The sequence below is a fragment of the Bradyrhizobium sp. in8p8 genome (assembly GCF_000426845.1).
In the GTDB taxonomy this organism is placed as follows: Bacteria; Pseudomonadota; Alphaproteobacteria; order Rhizobiales; family Xanthobacteraceae; genus Bradyrhizobium; species Bradyrhizobium japonicum_C.
This window is the reverse complement of sequence record NZ_AUGD01000012.1, coordinates 52715-66962: the sequence shown is the minus strand read 5'-3', so window position 1 is coordinate 66962 and position 14248 is coordinate 52715. Positions and strand designations below refer to the sequence as shown.

Below are 14248 nucleotides of genomic sequence, written 5' to 3'. Positions count from 1 at the left end.
AACCGAGGGTACCTTGGACAACAGCAAGAAGCTGCCGCTCGAAGGCGTGATCGTCATCGATCTCGGCCAGGTTTATCAGGGTCCGTACGCTGGCTTCCTGATGGCGCAGGCCGGCGCGACCGTCATCAAGGTGGAGCCGCCAAAAGGTGAGCCGGTGCGTCATCGCGCCCGCATCAGCAAGGGCAACGCCGTACCGTTCGCTATGCTCAACGCCAACAAGCGCAACATCAGCCTGAACCTGAAGTCGCCGGACGGAGCCAGAGTCCTGAAGGAGCTCGCCTCCAAGGCTGACGTGCTGATCGAGAATTATGCCCCGGGGGTGCTGGATCGGCTGGGCGTCGGCTATGCCGCGCTCAGCGCCGTCAATCCGCGGCTGATCTACGGCTCGGCCTCTGGCTACGGCCTGTCGGGTCCCAGCCGGGACAATCTGGCGATGGACCTGACCATCCAGGCCGTGTCCGGCATCATGAGCGTGACAGGCTTTGCCGATGGTCCCCCGGTCAAGGCGGGGCCAGCCATCACCGACTTCATCAGCGGCGTGCATCTTTACGCTGGCATCCTCACCGCGCTCTACGACCGGGAGAAGAGCGGCCGCGGCCGCCTGGTCGAGATCGCGATGGTCGAGGCCGTCTATCCGGCAATGGCTTCGAACCTCGCTGATGTCTTCAACCGCAAGGCCGCCGCCCCGCGTACCGGCAACCGTCACGGCGGGCTCGCGGAGGCACCCTATAACGTCTATCCCGCATCCGACGGCTATGTCGCCATCATCAGCGTCAACGAGTCCCACTGGACCGGACTGACGCGCGCGATGGGGCAGCCGGAACTGGCCGACGACGCGCGCTTCAAGACGGTGCTTGACCGTTTGAAGCACATCGACCTGACCGACCAGATCGTGTCCGACTGGTCTTCGCAGCTCACGCGCGACGAGATCACCGAGCTCTGCCGCGTCAACCGGGTGCCTTGCGCCGCGGTTCGCGACCTGCGCGAGGTGATCGAAGACAAGCATCTCCACGTCCGCGGCATGCTGCGCGAGATCGCGCATCCCGAATACGGCGACATCCTCGTTCATCGCAGTCCGCTGGTGCTGCACGATACCGCGGCGCCGGACTACGTCCCGTCCGCGCGTCTCGGTCAGCACAATGGCGAGGTGCTGTCGCAATATCTCGGCCTGTCCGACGGCGAGATCGATGCGTTGCGCCGCGCTGGCGCCATCGCACAAGCATGACGAACGTCACGGGGCGAATGCCCTGGTCCGCGAATTCATGGGGAGATCACAATGGTCAAGCTGTTTGAAAGCATTGCATTCCGTGGCGTCGAGCTGAGCAACCGCATCGTCGTCTCGCCGATGGGAATGTATTCGGCCGAGAACGGCTACGTCACGCCGTTCCATCTGGTTCACTACGGCAAGTTCGCCATGGGCGGGGCCGGCCTCGTCTTCGTCGAGCAGACCTCGGTCACCCGGAAAGGGCGCATCACCAACGGCGATCCCGGATTGTGGGAAGACGGCCAGATCGACGGCATGCGTCAGATTGTTCAAGTCATCAAGTCGCATGGAGCCAAAGCGGCGATCCAGATCAATCACGGCGGACGCAAATCCAGCCAGCAGCGCGCATTCCGGGGCAATAGCCATCTGACCGATCGCGATATCGAGATGGGAGAGGAAACCTGGGTGCCTACGGGCCCATCGGATGTCCCGTTCTCCGAAGGCTTCCAGACTCCCATTCCCCTCAGCAAGGAAGGCCTTGTTGGCGTGCGGGATGCATTCGTGGCGGCGGCGCGCCGGGCCATGCTTGCGGGCTTCGACGTGATCGAGCTCCACATGGCTCACGGCTATCTCCTGCAATCGTTTCTATCACCACTCGCCAATTTCCGGGCCGATGAATATGGCGGCAGCCTCGAGAACCGGATGCGGTTTCCGCTCGAAGTGACGCGCGCGGTGAGGGCTGCGCTGCCCTCCTCGACGCCGCTCTTCGTACGCATCTCGGCGACGGACTGGATTGATGGAGGCTGGGAGATCGAGGACAGCATCGTCTTCTCCCGTAAGCTGAAGGAACTCGGCGTCGATCTGGTCGACTGTTCGACGGGCGGCAATCTTCGCGCCGGATCGACCAATGCCAATCTTGGTCGCGGTCCAGGCTACCAGGTCCCGTTTGCCGAACGCATTCGCCGTGAGGCCGACATTGCGACGGGCGCGGTCGGCATGATCAGGACTCCGGATTTCGCGGAGAAGATCCTGCAGGACGACCGTGCCGACCTCATCTTCATGGCCCGCCAGATGCTGTTCAATCCATTCTGGGCGCTCCACGCCGCAGAACATTTCGGGCTGACCGGCAACTTTGAGAAATGGCCCGAGCAGTATGGCTGGTGGCTTGCCAAATGGGGCGGTGCCCTTCGTGCCAATGGCGAAAGCCTGGACGGGCTGGAGCGATACCGCGAGGCGGCCGAATAGAGCCTCACGGCGCGGGTAACTCCGCATGATCAATTCTGACTTCAAGCATCAAAATTTCCAAAGGGAGTGAAAAAATGAGAAGTATGCTGGCAGCGTCGATGGTTCTCCTGGGCCTTGCTTCGGCTCATGCGCAGGCGCCTGCATCGAAGCCGGTCAAGCTCGGCGTGCTCAACGATCAGTCGGGGCAATATGCGGACGCCGCCGGGCCTGCGGCGGTCGAAGTCGCCAAGATGGCGATCGCCGATTTCGGCGGCAAGCTGCTGGGACAGCCGATCGAGCTCACTTTCGCCGATCACCAGAACAAGACCGATATCGCTTCGGGCATCGCGCGGCGCTGGATCGACACCGAAAACGTCGACGTCATTCTCGACATCGGCAACTCCGCGGTCGCGCTGGCCCTGGCGGACCTCGTCCGCGACAAGAACAAGATGATGATCGTGTCGTCGGCGGGCGCTTCGACGATCACCAACGAAAAGTGCTCTCCGAACACTTTTCAGTGGACATACAACACCAACACGCTCGCGCGCAGCACAGCCAAGGCATTGATGGGCCAGGGCGGTAACGAATGGTTCTTCCTGACGGCCGATTACGCCTTCGGTCACGCGTTCGAAGCGGATGCTTCGGCCGTGGTCAAAGCGAACGGCGGCCGGGTCGTCGGATCGGTGCGCCATCCCTTCAACACAAGCGACTTCTCATCGTTTCTGCTGCAAGCCCAGAGCTCCGGTGCCAATGTGCTGGCGCTCGCCAATGCCAGCGGTGATACCTCCAACTCGCTGATGCAGGCTCACGAATTCGGCTTGCTCGGCCTCAAGAGCAAGATGAAGGTCGCGGCGCTGCTGTTTCAGATCACGGATGCCAAATCGGTCGGCCTGAAGAACATGCAGGGTCTGTACACGTCGGAAGCCTTCTACTGGGATCGCAACGATGCATCGCGCGCGTTCGGGAAGCGGTTCTTCGACAAGGTCGGCCGCATGCCGACCATGGTTCAGGCCGGGATGTACTCGGCGACCATGCACTATCTGAAGGCCGTCGAAGCGGCCGGCACGCTCGATACTGCCGCCGTGCTGGCAAAATTCCGTTCGATGCCCGTGAACGACTTCTTCTCGGAGAAGGGCTATGTGCGCGAGGACGGCATGCACATCCACGATTACTATCTGCTGCGCGCAAAAACGGTGGAGCAGTCCAAGGGTCCGTGGGACTTCTACGACGTTGTCGCAACCACCCCAGCCGAAGACGCCAACATTCCTCGTGAACAGAGCAAGTGCTCGCTGATGAAGAAGTCCTGATCTTCAAGGCGTGATCGACAAGCCAACGCCTGAGCGGCCGCCGCCTTCGCTGCCGCTCAGGACGTTCAACCCCGCCGGCCTGCTCTTCTCTCGATCGCTGGCGAGGTTGGCAGCGATGCTCCGGCCCGAGATGTCCGGGAGCTTACGCGTCGCTCGACCCCGAAATCCTCTCCAGCCCCGCCTCTATGGTCGCGATGTCCTGTTCGACCTGAGCGATCGATGACCGGCAGTCAAAGCCTGGTCTTGCCTTCAGGTCGCCGACCAAGCGCCGGCGATGCATTCTCATGTCCTCCAGTGACTGGCGGTCCCTCAGTCTAGTGAAGCTATCTACAATCAACTCGATCGCACTCGACATGACACAACCCCACATTCAAGAATCTGCATCCGTAGCGAACGGCAAGCCGAAACCGGGAAGATTATGCAACAGCTGCCTGCGGACAGTAAGATGGAACTTAGGTCAGGACTGAGCGCTGATGGCTTGTCGCCGAACTGACGCAGCGGCCGCCGCGCAGTGCCATAAAGGTGCCCGGCCGGCGGGCCACCCTCCCGCACCCCTGTTTGGCGACTTTATCGCGCCCAAACTGCACTGCAGCATTCGAAACGGCAGAGCGCACGCGTCGCGAGCGAAATGGCGATTATCATGCGACGAAATCTTCGTGAAACAATCGGCTGCTTTAGTTGGCCCGTCCGGGCATGGCGTTTGTATCCTTAGAAATTTTCACCCGGGGCTGGATTGAACGCACCAAATTTTTGGCACGGGAAAGGGTCGCCGAGAGGCGGCCCTTTCTTCAGTTGATCCGACGCAGAGCTCTCGCCGCTGGCGACGCCATGGGGATCGAGCCACCTCGATCACACCCCAAGGACATGGACGCCAGTCCGGAATGAGCGGATGGTACCCAAGGTCCGGCTTCACTTCCGGCTCCCCGAATCTTGTGCTTATCTAACGACGAATCCAAGTTTGGATCTCGACGATACGCATCGGGGGCGGGTCCATGACCGATCAGGCGAGAGAGGCTGTGCAGCTTCTGCTGAAAAACCGTCAATCGGACAACCGGCAATCCTATCTCGTGCGTGGCCGCCGGTACGAACAGCTCTCTGCCGACGATCTTTCCAGGCTGTGGGCGGAGCAGATGAGCCGCTGGGCCGACGACTCGACCGCGTTTGATCAGAGAGCCCTCAACGATCTTGGGGTCGAGATGGGGTTGCGGCAGATGGCGCCGCCTCTCGAACAGATCGCGGCAGCAAGGGAGAAGATCCTCGCGAAATCAGGAAAGGCCTTGGCGGCGATTTTTGCAGGCTATCCTGAGACAAAATAGCGGGTCCGCCGCGGCTTCTGGCGGAAATCCCTCCGCGTGGCAAAAGGGCATCGCGGCGGATGGCTGATCTCCGCTGAGCGCAGTTGCAGAGCCGCGCCGCCTGTGGTGATTGCCTGCAGGGCGTGCCTTGGCTCGCCTCGTGCACATCCGATCGTCGGGCAATCAAAGACACATGTCCTATTCAGAACTAATCAGGCAGATCCAGGCTCGCCGTCCGCCGGCATGGGAGCTTCTGGGTGTAGGAGGGGTCAGCTATGATCAGCTCCTGAATCGCGTTACGATCGAATGGCATGCCGAACAGCGTCACTGCCATTCGGTCGAAGGGCATCCCAAGGGCGGCATCGTCCAGGGCGGTATCGTTACGGGTTGGCTCGACGCCGCGATGGCCACCGCGAGCCTGTTGCACGGTGAATACCAGATCGCCGTCGCCAGTCTGGAGATCAAGGTCGCATTCCTGCTTCCGGCGCATCCCGGCCTGTATCGCACCCATGGCAAAGTCCTTCGGCAGGGCCGCAGCATCGGCTTCATGGAGGCCGAGCTGCGTGACGCCAACGACGTGCTCATCGCAACGGCAAGTTCGACGGCGGCTTTGCGCGCCAAGAACCCAGCCGGGACCAGCCCGGCGTGATCCCTGCACGGCTTGCGGCCCTCAGGCCGTAGAGCCGGTCCAATTGTCTATCAGGATCTTCCTGCGGACGGTTTCGTCAGCACATTCTCGGGCTTCACCACTCGTGGTGAAGTCGTCAGTCGTGTCGCGGATCTTGCGGTCGGGACGAACAATTCAGAGCCGCTATCTCAATAGGCGCGCGCGAAGTCACCTTCCTGCTTGATGTCGGTGAATACCGGAAAGCGCGGCTTCCATGGCGTGCCCTTGGCGGTGGTCAGCTTGTTCAATCGCTCCAGCACGCCGAGGCCGTCCTTGCGCAGACTGGCCGATACTGCCGCACTATCCGGGAAGTTCTTCAGGACGGCATCCAGCCAGATCGTGCGGCCGGCGAGAAAGCCGCTTGCGCCAGCAGCATAGGAATAGTCCAGCACGCGCTCGAACTTTTCGGGCGCAGCGCCGCCGGACAGCAGCACCCAAGGAATACTGCGCTCGCGGCAGATGGCGCCGATCGCGTCGAACTCCTTCTGCGCGGCCTTGGCTTCAGGGCTGCCGTCGCGAGCCGGGAGGCTGTTGGCCGCAAGCGGGCTCTCCAGCTTGAGCAGATCGACGCCATACTCCGGCTTGGCGAACTCGCGCACACTGTCGATGACGAGGCCCGGCAGCTTGCCGGGCGATTCCACGTAATCGACGGTGTGGTTGGCGCTACCGAGGAACGGATATACCAGCAGCTCGAGGACGTAAGGAATGTCGTAACGAGCGCAATCCCGTCCGATCTCTCGTACAAATCGCTTCTGGTGCTCGTTCACCGCGGCATCGGCGTCCGGCCGATACCAGGCCAGCACCTTGACTGCATCGCCGCCCATGGCGCGAATTTTCTCCACACTCCAATTGCTGATGGCGCGCGACTTGCGGCCGCCGGCGGTCTCCTCGACACGGTGCTCTTCCAGGGTCATGATCAGGCCGCAGCGGGGCGGCAACAGATCGATCGCGGCGGGCACGGCGAAGTTCGGGTCGAACAGCATCGAGCTGCAATGCGGCGCCAGGTTCTCGACGAGAAGGCGCTTCGCCGCAGTGACGTCGGAATATTCGACCTGATCCCGAGTGATGCCCTTCGCCCTGGCGATGGCGTCGAACAATGGCGGCCGCTGATCAAGCGCGACCATGCGAAAGTGGCCGTCCGCGTCAGCAAGTCTGGCTAGGCCGCGATTCTTTCCGATCGTTCTCATGGTTTCGTCCTCATGAATGCAAGACACTCGTTGATATCGGGGATTCCGTTCCGCCCGCCGGCGTGGCGGCATTTCATGGCGGCCGTGGCTGCCGAGAACGCCATGGCGGCGCGCACATCGAGGCCGGCGCCGATTGCGAGCGCGTAGGCACCATGGAAGACGTCGCCCGCGCCGGTCGTGTCAACGACGTCGACGGCATAGGCGGCCTGCCGGTGCAGCCGTCCCTGCTCGTACCAGCTCACGCCACCCTCGCCGCGCGTGACGGCGACCACGCGGCAGCCGAAGCGCGCGAGTCCCGCGAGGGATCTGTCATCAGCGGAACCGGCATAAGCTGTCAGCGCGGGCTCGGAGAAGATCGCGTGGTCGGTCAGCGGCAGCAGCCGCTCGAACACCTCGGCGTCGGCCATGTCGCCGTCGAGCACCGTCGGAATGCCCCGTGCGCGCGCTTCCCCGAACAGCGTTGCGGCGCCCTCGACCCAGCGCGGGTCGGCCAGCACGGAGGACGCCTGCGCCACCGCGTCCAGCGGAAGCCAGTCCGCAGCTTCCGGATAAAGACCGCGAAAGTTGACAATCTGCCGTTCACCGAGGCTGTCGACGATGATTCCGGAGACGGACGAACGGCCGTCGGGAAACAGCCGGAAATTCTCGACGTCAACGCCTTCGGCGGTGAAAGCCGATGCCATCTCGTGACCGGCGGCGTCATTCCCTGCCCGCCCCCAGAATGCGACGGACGCGCCGAGCTTCGCCACCGCGACGCTCGCATTGGCCGCCATGCCGCCGCCAAGCGTGCCGTACGCGACGGCCTTGATCTTCTCGCTTCCGCCCGCGAAGGGCTGCTCGACGCGCCAGACCTGGTCGAGCGCGGACAGGCCGAGGCAAATCACATGCACAGGCTTCGCTCTGGAAGCAACCTCCGCCAGCGCCGAGAAATCTCCCATGTCCGCTGACGCACTCACCGCAAGACCTGTCCACCTGCGGCATCGAACAGATGCATCTTGCCCGGCTGCGGGCGCAGCGTGATGCGATCACCGACCTTCGGCCGCAGGGCCGGATCGACGCGCGCGATGGCGGGGCCGCCGGCGAGATCGAAATGAATCAGCGTGTCGGAGCCGAGCGGCTCGACCAGCTTGATGTGGACAGCCATGCCGTCGGCCGCATCGGCGGCGACGGCGAAATGCTCGGGGCGAATGCCGAGCACGGCGCTGCCGGCTTGGCGGAGGCGGCCCGCAGTCTCACCATCCAGCGGCACCGCCGCTCCGCCTTGCGAGAGGATCGCTCCCTCGCCACTCCACTCCACCGGAAAGAAATTCATCGCGGGCGAGCCGATGAAACCGGCGACGAACTGGTTGGCGGGCCGCTCGTAGACCCCCTCCGGCGTATCGTATTGCTGGATCGTGCCGCTCTGGAGGACCACGATCCGGTCGGCCATGGTCATGGCCTCGATCTGATCGTGGGTCACGAAGACCATCGTGGTCTGCAGCTCCTGCGACAGCGCCTTGATCTCGGCGCGCACTTGCCCGCGCAGTTTTGCGTCGAGGTTGGACAGCGGCTCGTCGAACAGAAAGGCCTTGGGGTTGCGCACGATGGCGCGGCCCATGGCGACACGCTGGCGCTGGCCGCCGGAGAGCTCCTTCGGCTTGCGGTCCAGATAGGGCTCGATGTGCAGCAGTGCGGCAGCGCGCTTCACGCGGGCGTCGATCTCGGCCTTCGGCGTGCCCCGCAACTCCAGCGCAAACGACATGTTGTCATAGACCTTCATGTGCGGATAGAGCGCGTAGTCCTGGAACACCATGGCGATGTCGCGCTGCGCGGCCTGCACGCCGTTGACGCGCTTGTCGCCGATATAGAGGTCTCCCGACGAAATCGGCTCAAGACCCGCGATGATCCGCAGCAAGGTCGACTTGCCGCAGCCGGACGGGCCAACGAAGACGACGAACTCATGGTCCGCGATCTCCAGATTGAGATCGGGGATCACCGTGAAATTGCCGTAGCGCTTGGTGAGATTGCGGATCGAGATCGAAGCCATGATCGCTCAGTCCAGCGCCAGCACAGGCTTGATCAGCTCGCCCTTGGCGAAGCGGGCGAAATTCTCAGGGAGAGCCGACAGGCCGAACTCGCCGTCGACGAGGACGCGATATTCATCCTTGTACTCGCGCAGCAGCTCGATATTCGGCTCGAAGTCCGAGACCGGGAAGTAGAAGGTACGGATCATGTAGAAGTCCTTGCGACGAAATACCTTGCCTTCCTCGATGATCCAGGGCGCGGCGTTCTCGCCGACAAGCACCAAGGCGCCACGCGGCAGGACGAGCTCGATGCCGAGATTGCGCGCCGCATGGGCGCCGGAGCATTCCATGATCAGTGCGAAACGCTTCGATGTGTCGCCGACGGGGTGGGCCTTTGCGCCGAAGGATTGCGCGATCGTGAGACGCGCCGCATTGGGATCGACGACATGGACGTCGTCAAAGCCGAGCGCGCGGAGCGCCAGCACGACTCCGAGACCGACGGGTCCTGCCCCCATCACGAGCACCGGACCAGCCTCGCGTGGCGGCACCACGCGACTGACGAAGCGCACGGCGTGGCCAGAGGTACCGATGGTATCGAGCAGCAGCGGCGCCAGACTGTCCTCGATGTCATCGGGCACCGGCAGGAGGCAGTTTTCCGGCACCGACACATATTCGGCATATCCGCCCGGCCTGTTCCAGCCGATCAGGCTGGAGACTTCCAGGCACATCTGGGTGTCGCCGCGCTTGCACGCCGCGCAGCGGTCGCAATGCAAGGGGATATAGACGGCGCAACGGCGGCCGTGCAGGCGGTGGCCGGGTTGCTCGACGACGCCGAAGATCTCGTGGCCGGCGGTGAACTCGGCACCCTTGTGCCAGAGCTTGAAGTCCGAACCGCACAAGGCGGTGCGCGAGACGCGCACCAGCACCTCGCCGGCGCCGACGTCGGGCATCGCCACGCGCTCGATGGTAATGCGGTCATTGCCGTGGAAAACCGCGGCCTGCATGATCGAATTCGGATGGAGGGATAGGTTCATCGGATTCAGCCTTTCACCGCGCCGAGCGTCAGTCCGGACACCAGCCAGCGCTGAACGAGGGCCGCGAGCACCAGCGGCGGCAATGCGATCAGCGTCGCCGCGGCCATGAGGGCGCCCCATTGCGTCGAGCCCTCGCCGATGAAGTTGAAGGCCGCCGCGATCAGCGTCTTGGTGTCACCATTGGACAGCACCAGCGCAAACAGGAAGTAGTTCCACGAAAACACGAAGGCGAGGATTGCCGAGACCGCGATCCCGGACGCCACCAGCGGCATCGCGATGCGCCAGAGGATGCGCGTGACACTGCACCCATCGACCTGCGCGGCTTCGAAGACACTGCGCGGAATGGCGTCGAAAGAGGGCAGCAGCACCCAGATCACGATCGGCAGCGTGATGACGGCATGGCTGAGGATCAGCGCGGTGTAGGAGCCGATCATGCCGATCTGCCGGAACATGACATACCACGGCAGCAGGAACAGCGTGCCCGGCGCCATGCGCGCCGCCAGCGTCAGTATCGCCGGCCACGAAATCCGCGTCCAGGAGACGGCGAAGGCGGCGGGAATCCCGAACAGCAGTCCGAGCGCGGTCGAGCCGACGGTGACGATGAGACTGTTGAGCGCGTAGCTCAGGAACGGCGTGGTCCTGGTCAGCTCGTCGTAATTCTCAAGCGTCGGCGAGAAGATCAGCGTCGGTGGATAGGCTGTGACTTCGAAGGAAGGCTTGAACGACGACAGCACCATCCACACCGTCGGTGCCATGATGAGCAGGCCGGCAAGCACGAGCTGTAGCGTGTTGAGCCAGCGGATCCAGCGATCAGTGTTGGCGGCATCGCTCATGAGATCACCACGCCACTGCGCCGCGGAGGCGGTTGAAGGCGAGCACGGCGCCGAACACGATCGCCGTCAGGGTCAACATCAGGGCACTGGCATAGCCGATGTTGAAGAACTCGAAGCCGACCCGAAAGCCGTAGATGTTGAGCGTGTTGGAGGCGTTGCCCGGGCCGCCCTGGGTCGTGATGTAGATGATGTCGAAGAAGCGCAAGAGATCGACGCTGCGCAGGATCGCTGCGGTGACGATGGTCGGCAGCAGCAGAGGCAGCGTGATGCGCTGGAACGTCTTGAACGGGGAAGCGCCGTCGATCTGCGCGGCCTCGTAGACACTCGGCGGCAGCGACTGCAATCCGCCCAACACGATGAGGGCGACGTATGGCGTCCACTGCCAGCTGTCGATCAGCGCAACAGTGGGAATGACCCATGTCGGCGAGGCCAGCCAGTCCGACGGCGGCAGGCCGAGCGATTGCAGGATGTAGTTGGCCGCGCCCAGCGAGGGATCGAGGATCACCAGCCACATCATGCCGGCCACGACAGGCGGCATCATGAAGGGCGAGATGAACAGCGAGCGCACGATCCCCGGCAGACGCTTGGCATGGAACAGCACTAGCGCGAGCCAGACGCCGAACACGAGCTGCAGCGCGAGCGACAGCACGAACAGCGCGATGGTGATCCACAGCCCGTGCCAGAACTCGACGTCGGAGATCAGCTTGGAATAATTGGCGAGGCCCGCGAAAGACTGCTTGCCGGTCGAGGTGAATGTCTGGAAACCGAGCCAGATCGTATAGACGACCGGAAATGCGATCATCGCGACCGTGAACAGCACGGCCGGCGCCGAGAGCGCCGCCATCTCCAGCTTCTGCCGGTCCTGCGTGAATGTCGCAGCCGTGTCCGACATGCGTCCTTGTCCCCGGGGAGTGAAGAGCCGGCAGGCGGCAAGCCCGCCGGCATGAGGAGTTTACTTCTGAGCGATCAACGCATCGAGCGCCTTGTCGGCATCGGCGCAGGCCTGATCGACCGGCTTCTGCTTCAGGATCAGGTCCTGCACCGCCTGGCCGATGAATTCGCGCGATTCCGGATTGGCGACGATGGGATAGCCGACCTCGGAGGATCCCTTGGTGGCGAGCACGTCGAGCGCCGCCTGCCATTCCTTGCGGACCGGCTCCTCGTCGATCCACTTGCGATATTCAGGATCCTTGGCCACCGACGGGCGCGGCGGGGCGATGCCCTGGAGCGCCATCTTCTTCTGCACTTCGGGGCTGGTGGCCCATTGCACGAAGTACCAGGCCGCCTCCGGCTGCTTGCTGTGTGAGGACACGGCCAAGCCCCAGCCGATCGTGGTCGGCACCTGGCCAGCCTCGCCTGCCGGGAACGGCAGCAGGCCGGTGTCCTTCAGCCGCGCACCGCCGTCCATCACCGTGCGCAGTTCGTTGGAGGATTCGAACGCCATGGCAGCACGGCCGCTGCGATACAGCGCCGAAATCTGCTGGAAGCTGTAGTTGACGACGCCGGGCGGCCCGAAGTCGCGCAGCAGCCGGCTATAGGTGTCGAGTGCTTCCTTGCCCTTGGCCGAGCACAGATTCGACTTGCCGTTGGCGATGTACGTGCCCCCGATGTTGTGCAGCATGTTGCTGAACGTGTAGGCGACCGCGGGCTTGAGGCCGCGCGATACGAACGGCGTTACCGTGCTGTCGCAGGTCTTGATCTTCTCGGCGGCGGCTTCGACGTCCTTGATGGTCTTGGGCGCTTCGAGGCCGCACTTCTTGAAGATGTCGGTGCGGTAATAGAAGATCGGCCCCTCGATGTTCATCGGCATGCTGGTCAGCTTGCCGCCGAAGGTCGCGGACTTAAGCAAGGCCTGGCTCAATCCGCTCGGATCATACTCCTTGGCGACCTCGTTCTTGACCATCGCGGTGAGATCGCCGTACCAGCCGGCGGCGGCGAACTGCTCGCCCTCGCGCGAGGGCAGCGTCATGAACACGTCGACCTCGTCGCTGTTCGCATTCATCACCGTGACCAGACGCTGGCGCATCTGCTGTTCCTGATAACCGTCGACCTTCAGGGTCATGCCGGTCAGCTTCTCGAAATCAGCCTTGTAGGTCAGCAGCGCCTGCGAGACCGGATTGTTGTTGGCGAGAAAGGTGATCGTCTTGCCCTTGAACTTCATCCAGTCGAAATCGGCAGCCTGCGCCTGCGCGCTGGCGGCAATGACGAGAACGGGCAGCGCGACATGGGTCGCGAGCATCCTGGCCTTCATCGAACTCTCCTCCCGGCTGGCCGCCTTAGCCGGCGGACCATTTTGACACGTTTGAACACAACTTGAAAACGGTTACAAAATAGACCTCACATCCGCCATGTCAAGCGATGGACAAGCCGCACAATCTGCGGCAGATTGCGATTAATTCCACGATCTGACCGCTCGCGCCGCGCTTTGTAACGTTACATTCATGCGACTGACCAACGCCACCTCTGTGAAAAAATCCGTGAAACAGGGCATCCGCGCCGTGGCGGCCCGCGCCGGCGTTTCGACCGCCTCGGTCTCGCGCGCGCTCAACAATCCGGATGCGGTCAGCCCGTCTCTGCGTGCGCGCATCGAACAGGCCATCGATGCGCTCGGCTACATCCCGCATGCGCCCGCGCGCATCCTGTCGTCGCGTCGCTCGCGCACCCTTGGCGCGATCGTGCCGACCATCGACAACACGATGTTCGCGCGCGGCATCGCCTCGCTGCAGCACTATCTGTCGTCGGTCGGATACATGCTGTTCCTCACAACGAGCGGCTATGATCTCGATGTCGAATTGCAGCAGGCGCGCAACCTGATCAGCCGCGGCGTCGACGGCCTGGTGCTGCGTGGCGATTGCCATCACGACGGATTGCGAAAGCTGCTCGCGGACAACGCCGTGCCCTTCATCAATGTCGGTATCTACCAGCCCGACAGGCCCTATCCCTGCGTCGGCACCGACAACGAAGCGGCCGCTCATCGCGCCGCCGCGCATGTCATCGAGCTCGGCCATCGCCGCATCGGGATCGTCTCGGCGCTCCAGCGCAACAACGACCGCGCCAGCGCCCGCGTCGCCGGGTTTCGCCGCGCGCTCGCCGAGAACGGACTCGAGTTGCCTCCGCAATGGCATGTCGAGGTGCCATATACGCTCGACGACGCCCGCGAGGCGGCCCGCTATCTGCTGAACCTGAAAGACCGTCCGACAGCCGTAGTTTGCGGCAACGACGTCATCGCCTATGGCGTGCTGCTCGAAGCGGAGCGCGACGGGTTCTCCGTGCCGCGCGACCTTTCAGTGGTCGGCTTCGACGACCTCGACTGGAGCCGGCATTTGCGGCCGAGCCTGACCACGATCCATGTTCCGACCGGAGAAACCTGGCAGCGCGCCGGCGAATATCTGGTGCGCAGCCTCGCCGGCGAGCAGACCATCATGCACAGAGAGGTCGACTTCTCGCTTGTGGTCCGCGAATCGACCGCCCCACCGCCGAAATCCCCGAAGTGA

At 63.3% G+C, this 14248-nt stretch carries 13 protein-coding genes; 6 read left to right on the top strand and 7 right to left on the bottom strand.

The window, feature by feature from the left end; translation table 11 throughout:
* Positions 1 to 13 precede the first annotated feature (13 nt).
* The 5 genes from K408_RS0127280 to K408_RS38840 all read left to right on the top strand — a co-directional run bounded on the left by K408_RS0127280 (position 14) and on the right by K408_RS38840 (position 5679).
* Positions 14 to 1225: a CaiB/BaiF CoA transferase family protein gene (locus K408_RS0127280; RefSeq protein WP_024342114.1), complete on the top strand. Its 1212-nt coding sequence runs from the start codon at positions 14 to 16 to the stop codon at positions 1223 to 1225.
* Positions 1226 to 1276: 51 nt separating this feature from the next.
* Complete coding sequence (locus tag K408_RS0127275; RefSeq protein WP_028146008.1) at positions 1277 to 2449, top strand: NADH:flavin oxidoreductase/NADH oxidase; 1173 nt, start codon at positions 1277 to 1279, stop codon at positions 2447 to 2449.
* 74 nt (positions 2450 to 2523) lie between these two features.
* Positions 2524 to 3735 (top strand): ABC transporter substrate-binding protein, encoded by a 1212-nt coding sequence (locus K408_RS0127270; protein WP_024342116.1) that lies wholly within the window; start codon positions 2524 to 2526, stop codon positions 3733 to 3735.
* A gap of 992 nt (positions 3736 to 4727) precedes the next feature.
* Positions 4728 to 5051, top strand: a complete 324-nt coding sequence (locus K408_RS0127255; protein ID WP_024342119.1) for a hypothetical protein — start codon at positions 4728 to 4730, stop codon at positions 5049 to 5051.
* Between the two features lie 172 nt (positions 5052 to 5223).
* Positions 5224 to 5679, top strand: coding sequence for a PaaI family thioesterase (locus K408_RS38840; protein ID WP_024342120.1), 456 nt, complete (start codon positions 5224 to 5226; stop codon positions 5677 to 5679).
* Between the two features lie 167 nt (positions 5680 to 5846).
* On the opposite strand, the gene K408_RS0127245 is transcribed toward K408_RS38840, so the two are convergent.
* From K408_RS0127245 to K408_RS0127215, 7 genes are read right to left on the bottom strand one after another with little or no spacing between them, the layout of a single operon-like run.
* Positions 5847 to 6884 carry a tagatose 1,6-diphosphate aldolase gene (locus tag K408_RS0127245; protein WP_024342121.1) on the bottom strand — a complete coding sequence of 346 codons (1038 nt, stop codon included), beginning with the start codon at positions 6882 to 6884 and terminating at the stop codon, positions 5847 to 5849.
* Positions 6881 to 7840, bottom strand: a complete 960-nt coding sequence (locus tag K408_RS0127240; protein ID WP_024342122.1) for a sugar kinase — start codon at positions 7838 to 7840, stop codon at positions 6881 to 6883. The genes K408_RS0127245 and K408_RS0127240 overlap by 4 nt, the downstream gene beginning before the upstream one ends.
* Positions 7837 to 8910 (bottom strand): ABC transporter ATP-binding protein, encoded by a 1074-nt coding sequence (locus tag K408_RS0127235; RefSeq protein WP_024342123.1) that lies wholly within the window; start codon positions 8908 to 8910, stop codon positions 7837 to 7839. The genes K408_RS0127240 and K408_RS0127235 overlap by 4 nt, the downstream gene beginning before the upstream one ends.
* 6 nt (positions 8911 to 8916) lie before the next feature.
* Positions 8917 to 9921 carry a zinc-dependent alcohol dehydrogenase family protein gene (locus K408_RS0127230; protein ID WP_024342124.1) on the bottom strand — a complete coding sequence of 335 codons (1005 nt, stop codon included), beginning with the start codon at positions 9919 to 9921 and terminating at the stop codon, positions 8917 to 8919.
* A gap of 5 nt (positions 9922 to 9926) precedes the next feature.
* Positions 9927 to 10754, bottom strand: a complete 828-nt coding sequence (locus tag K408_RS0127225; protein ID WP_024342125.1) for a carbohydrate ABC transporter permease — start codon at positions 10752 to 10754, stop codon at positions 9927 to 9929.
* 4 nt (positions 10755 to 10758) lie between these two features.
* Positions 10759 to 11646, bottom strand: a complete 888-nt coding sequence (locus K408_RS0127220) for a carbohydrate ABC transporter permease (RefSeq protein ID WP_024342126.1) — start codon at positions 11644 to 11646, stop codon at positions 10759 to 10761.
* A gap of 60 nt (positions 11647 to 11706) precedes the next feature.
* On the bottom strand, positions 11707 to 13005 hold the full coding sequence (locus tag K408_RS0127215) for an ABC transporter substrate-binding protein (protein WP_024342127.1): 1299 nt from the start codon (positions 13003 to 13005) through the stop codon (positions 11707 to 11709).
* A 226-nt stretch (positions 13006 to 13231) separates the two neighbouring features.
* On the opposite strand from K408_RS0127215, the gene K408_RS0127210 reads away from it, so the two are divergent.
* Complete coding sequence (locus K408_RS0127210) at positions 13232 to 14248, top strand: LacI family DNA-binding transcriptional regulator (protein ID WP_245265934.1); 1017 nt, start codon at positions 13232 to 13234, stop codon at positions 14246 to 14248.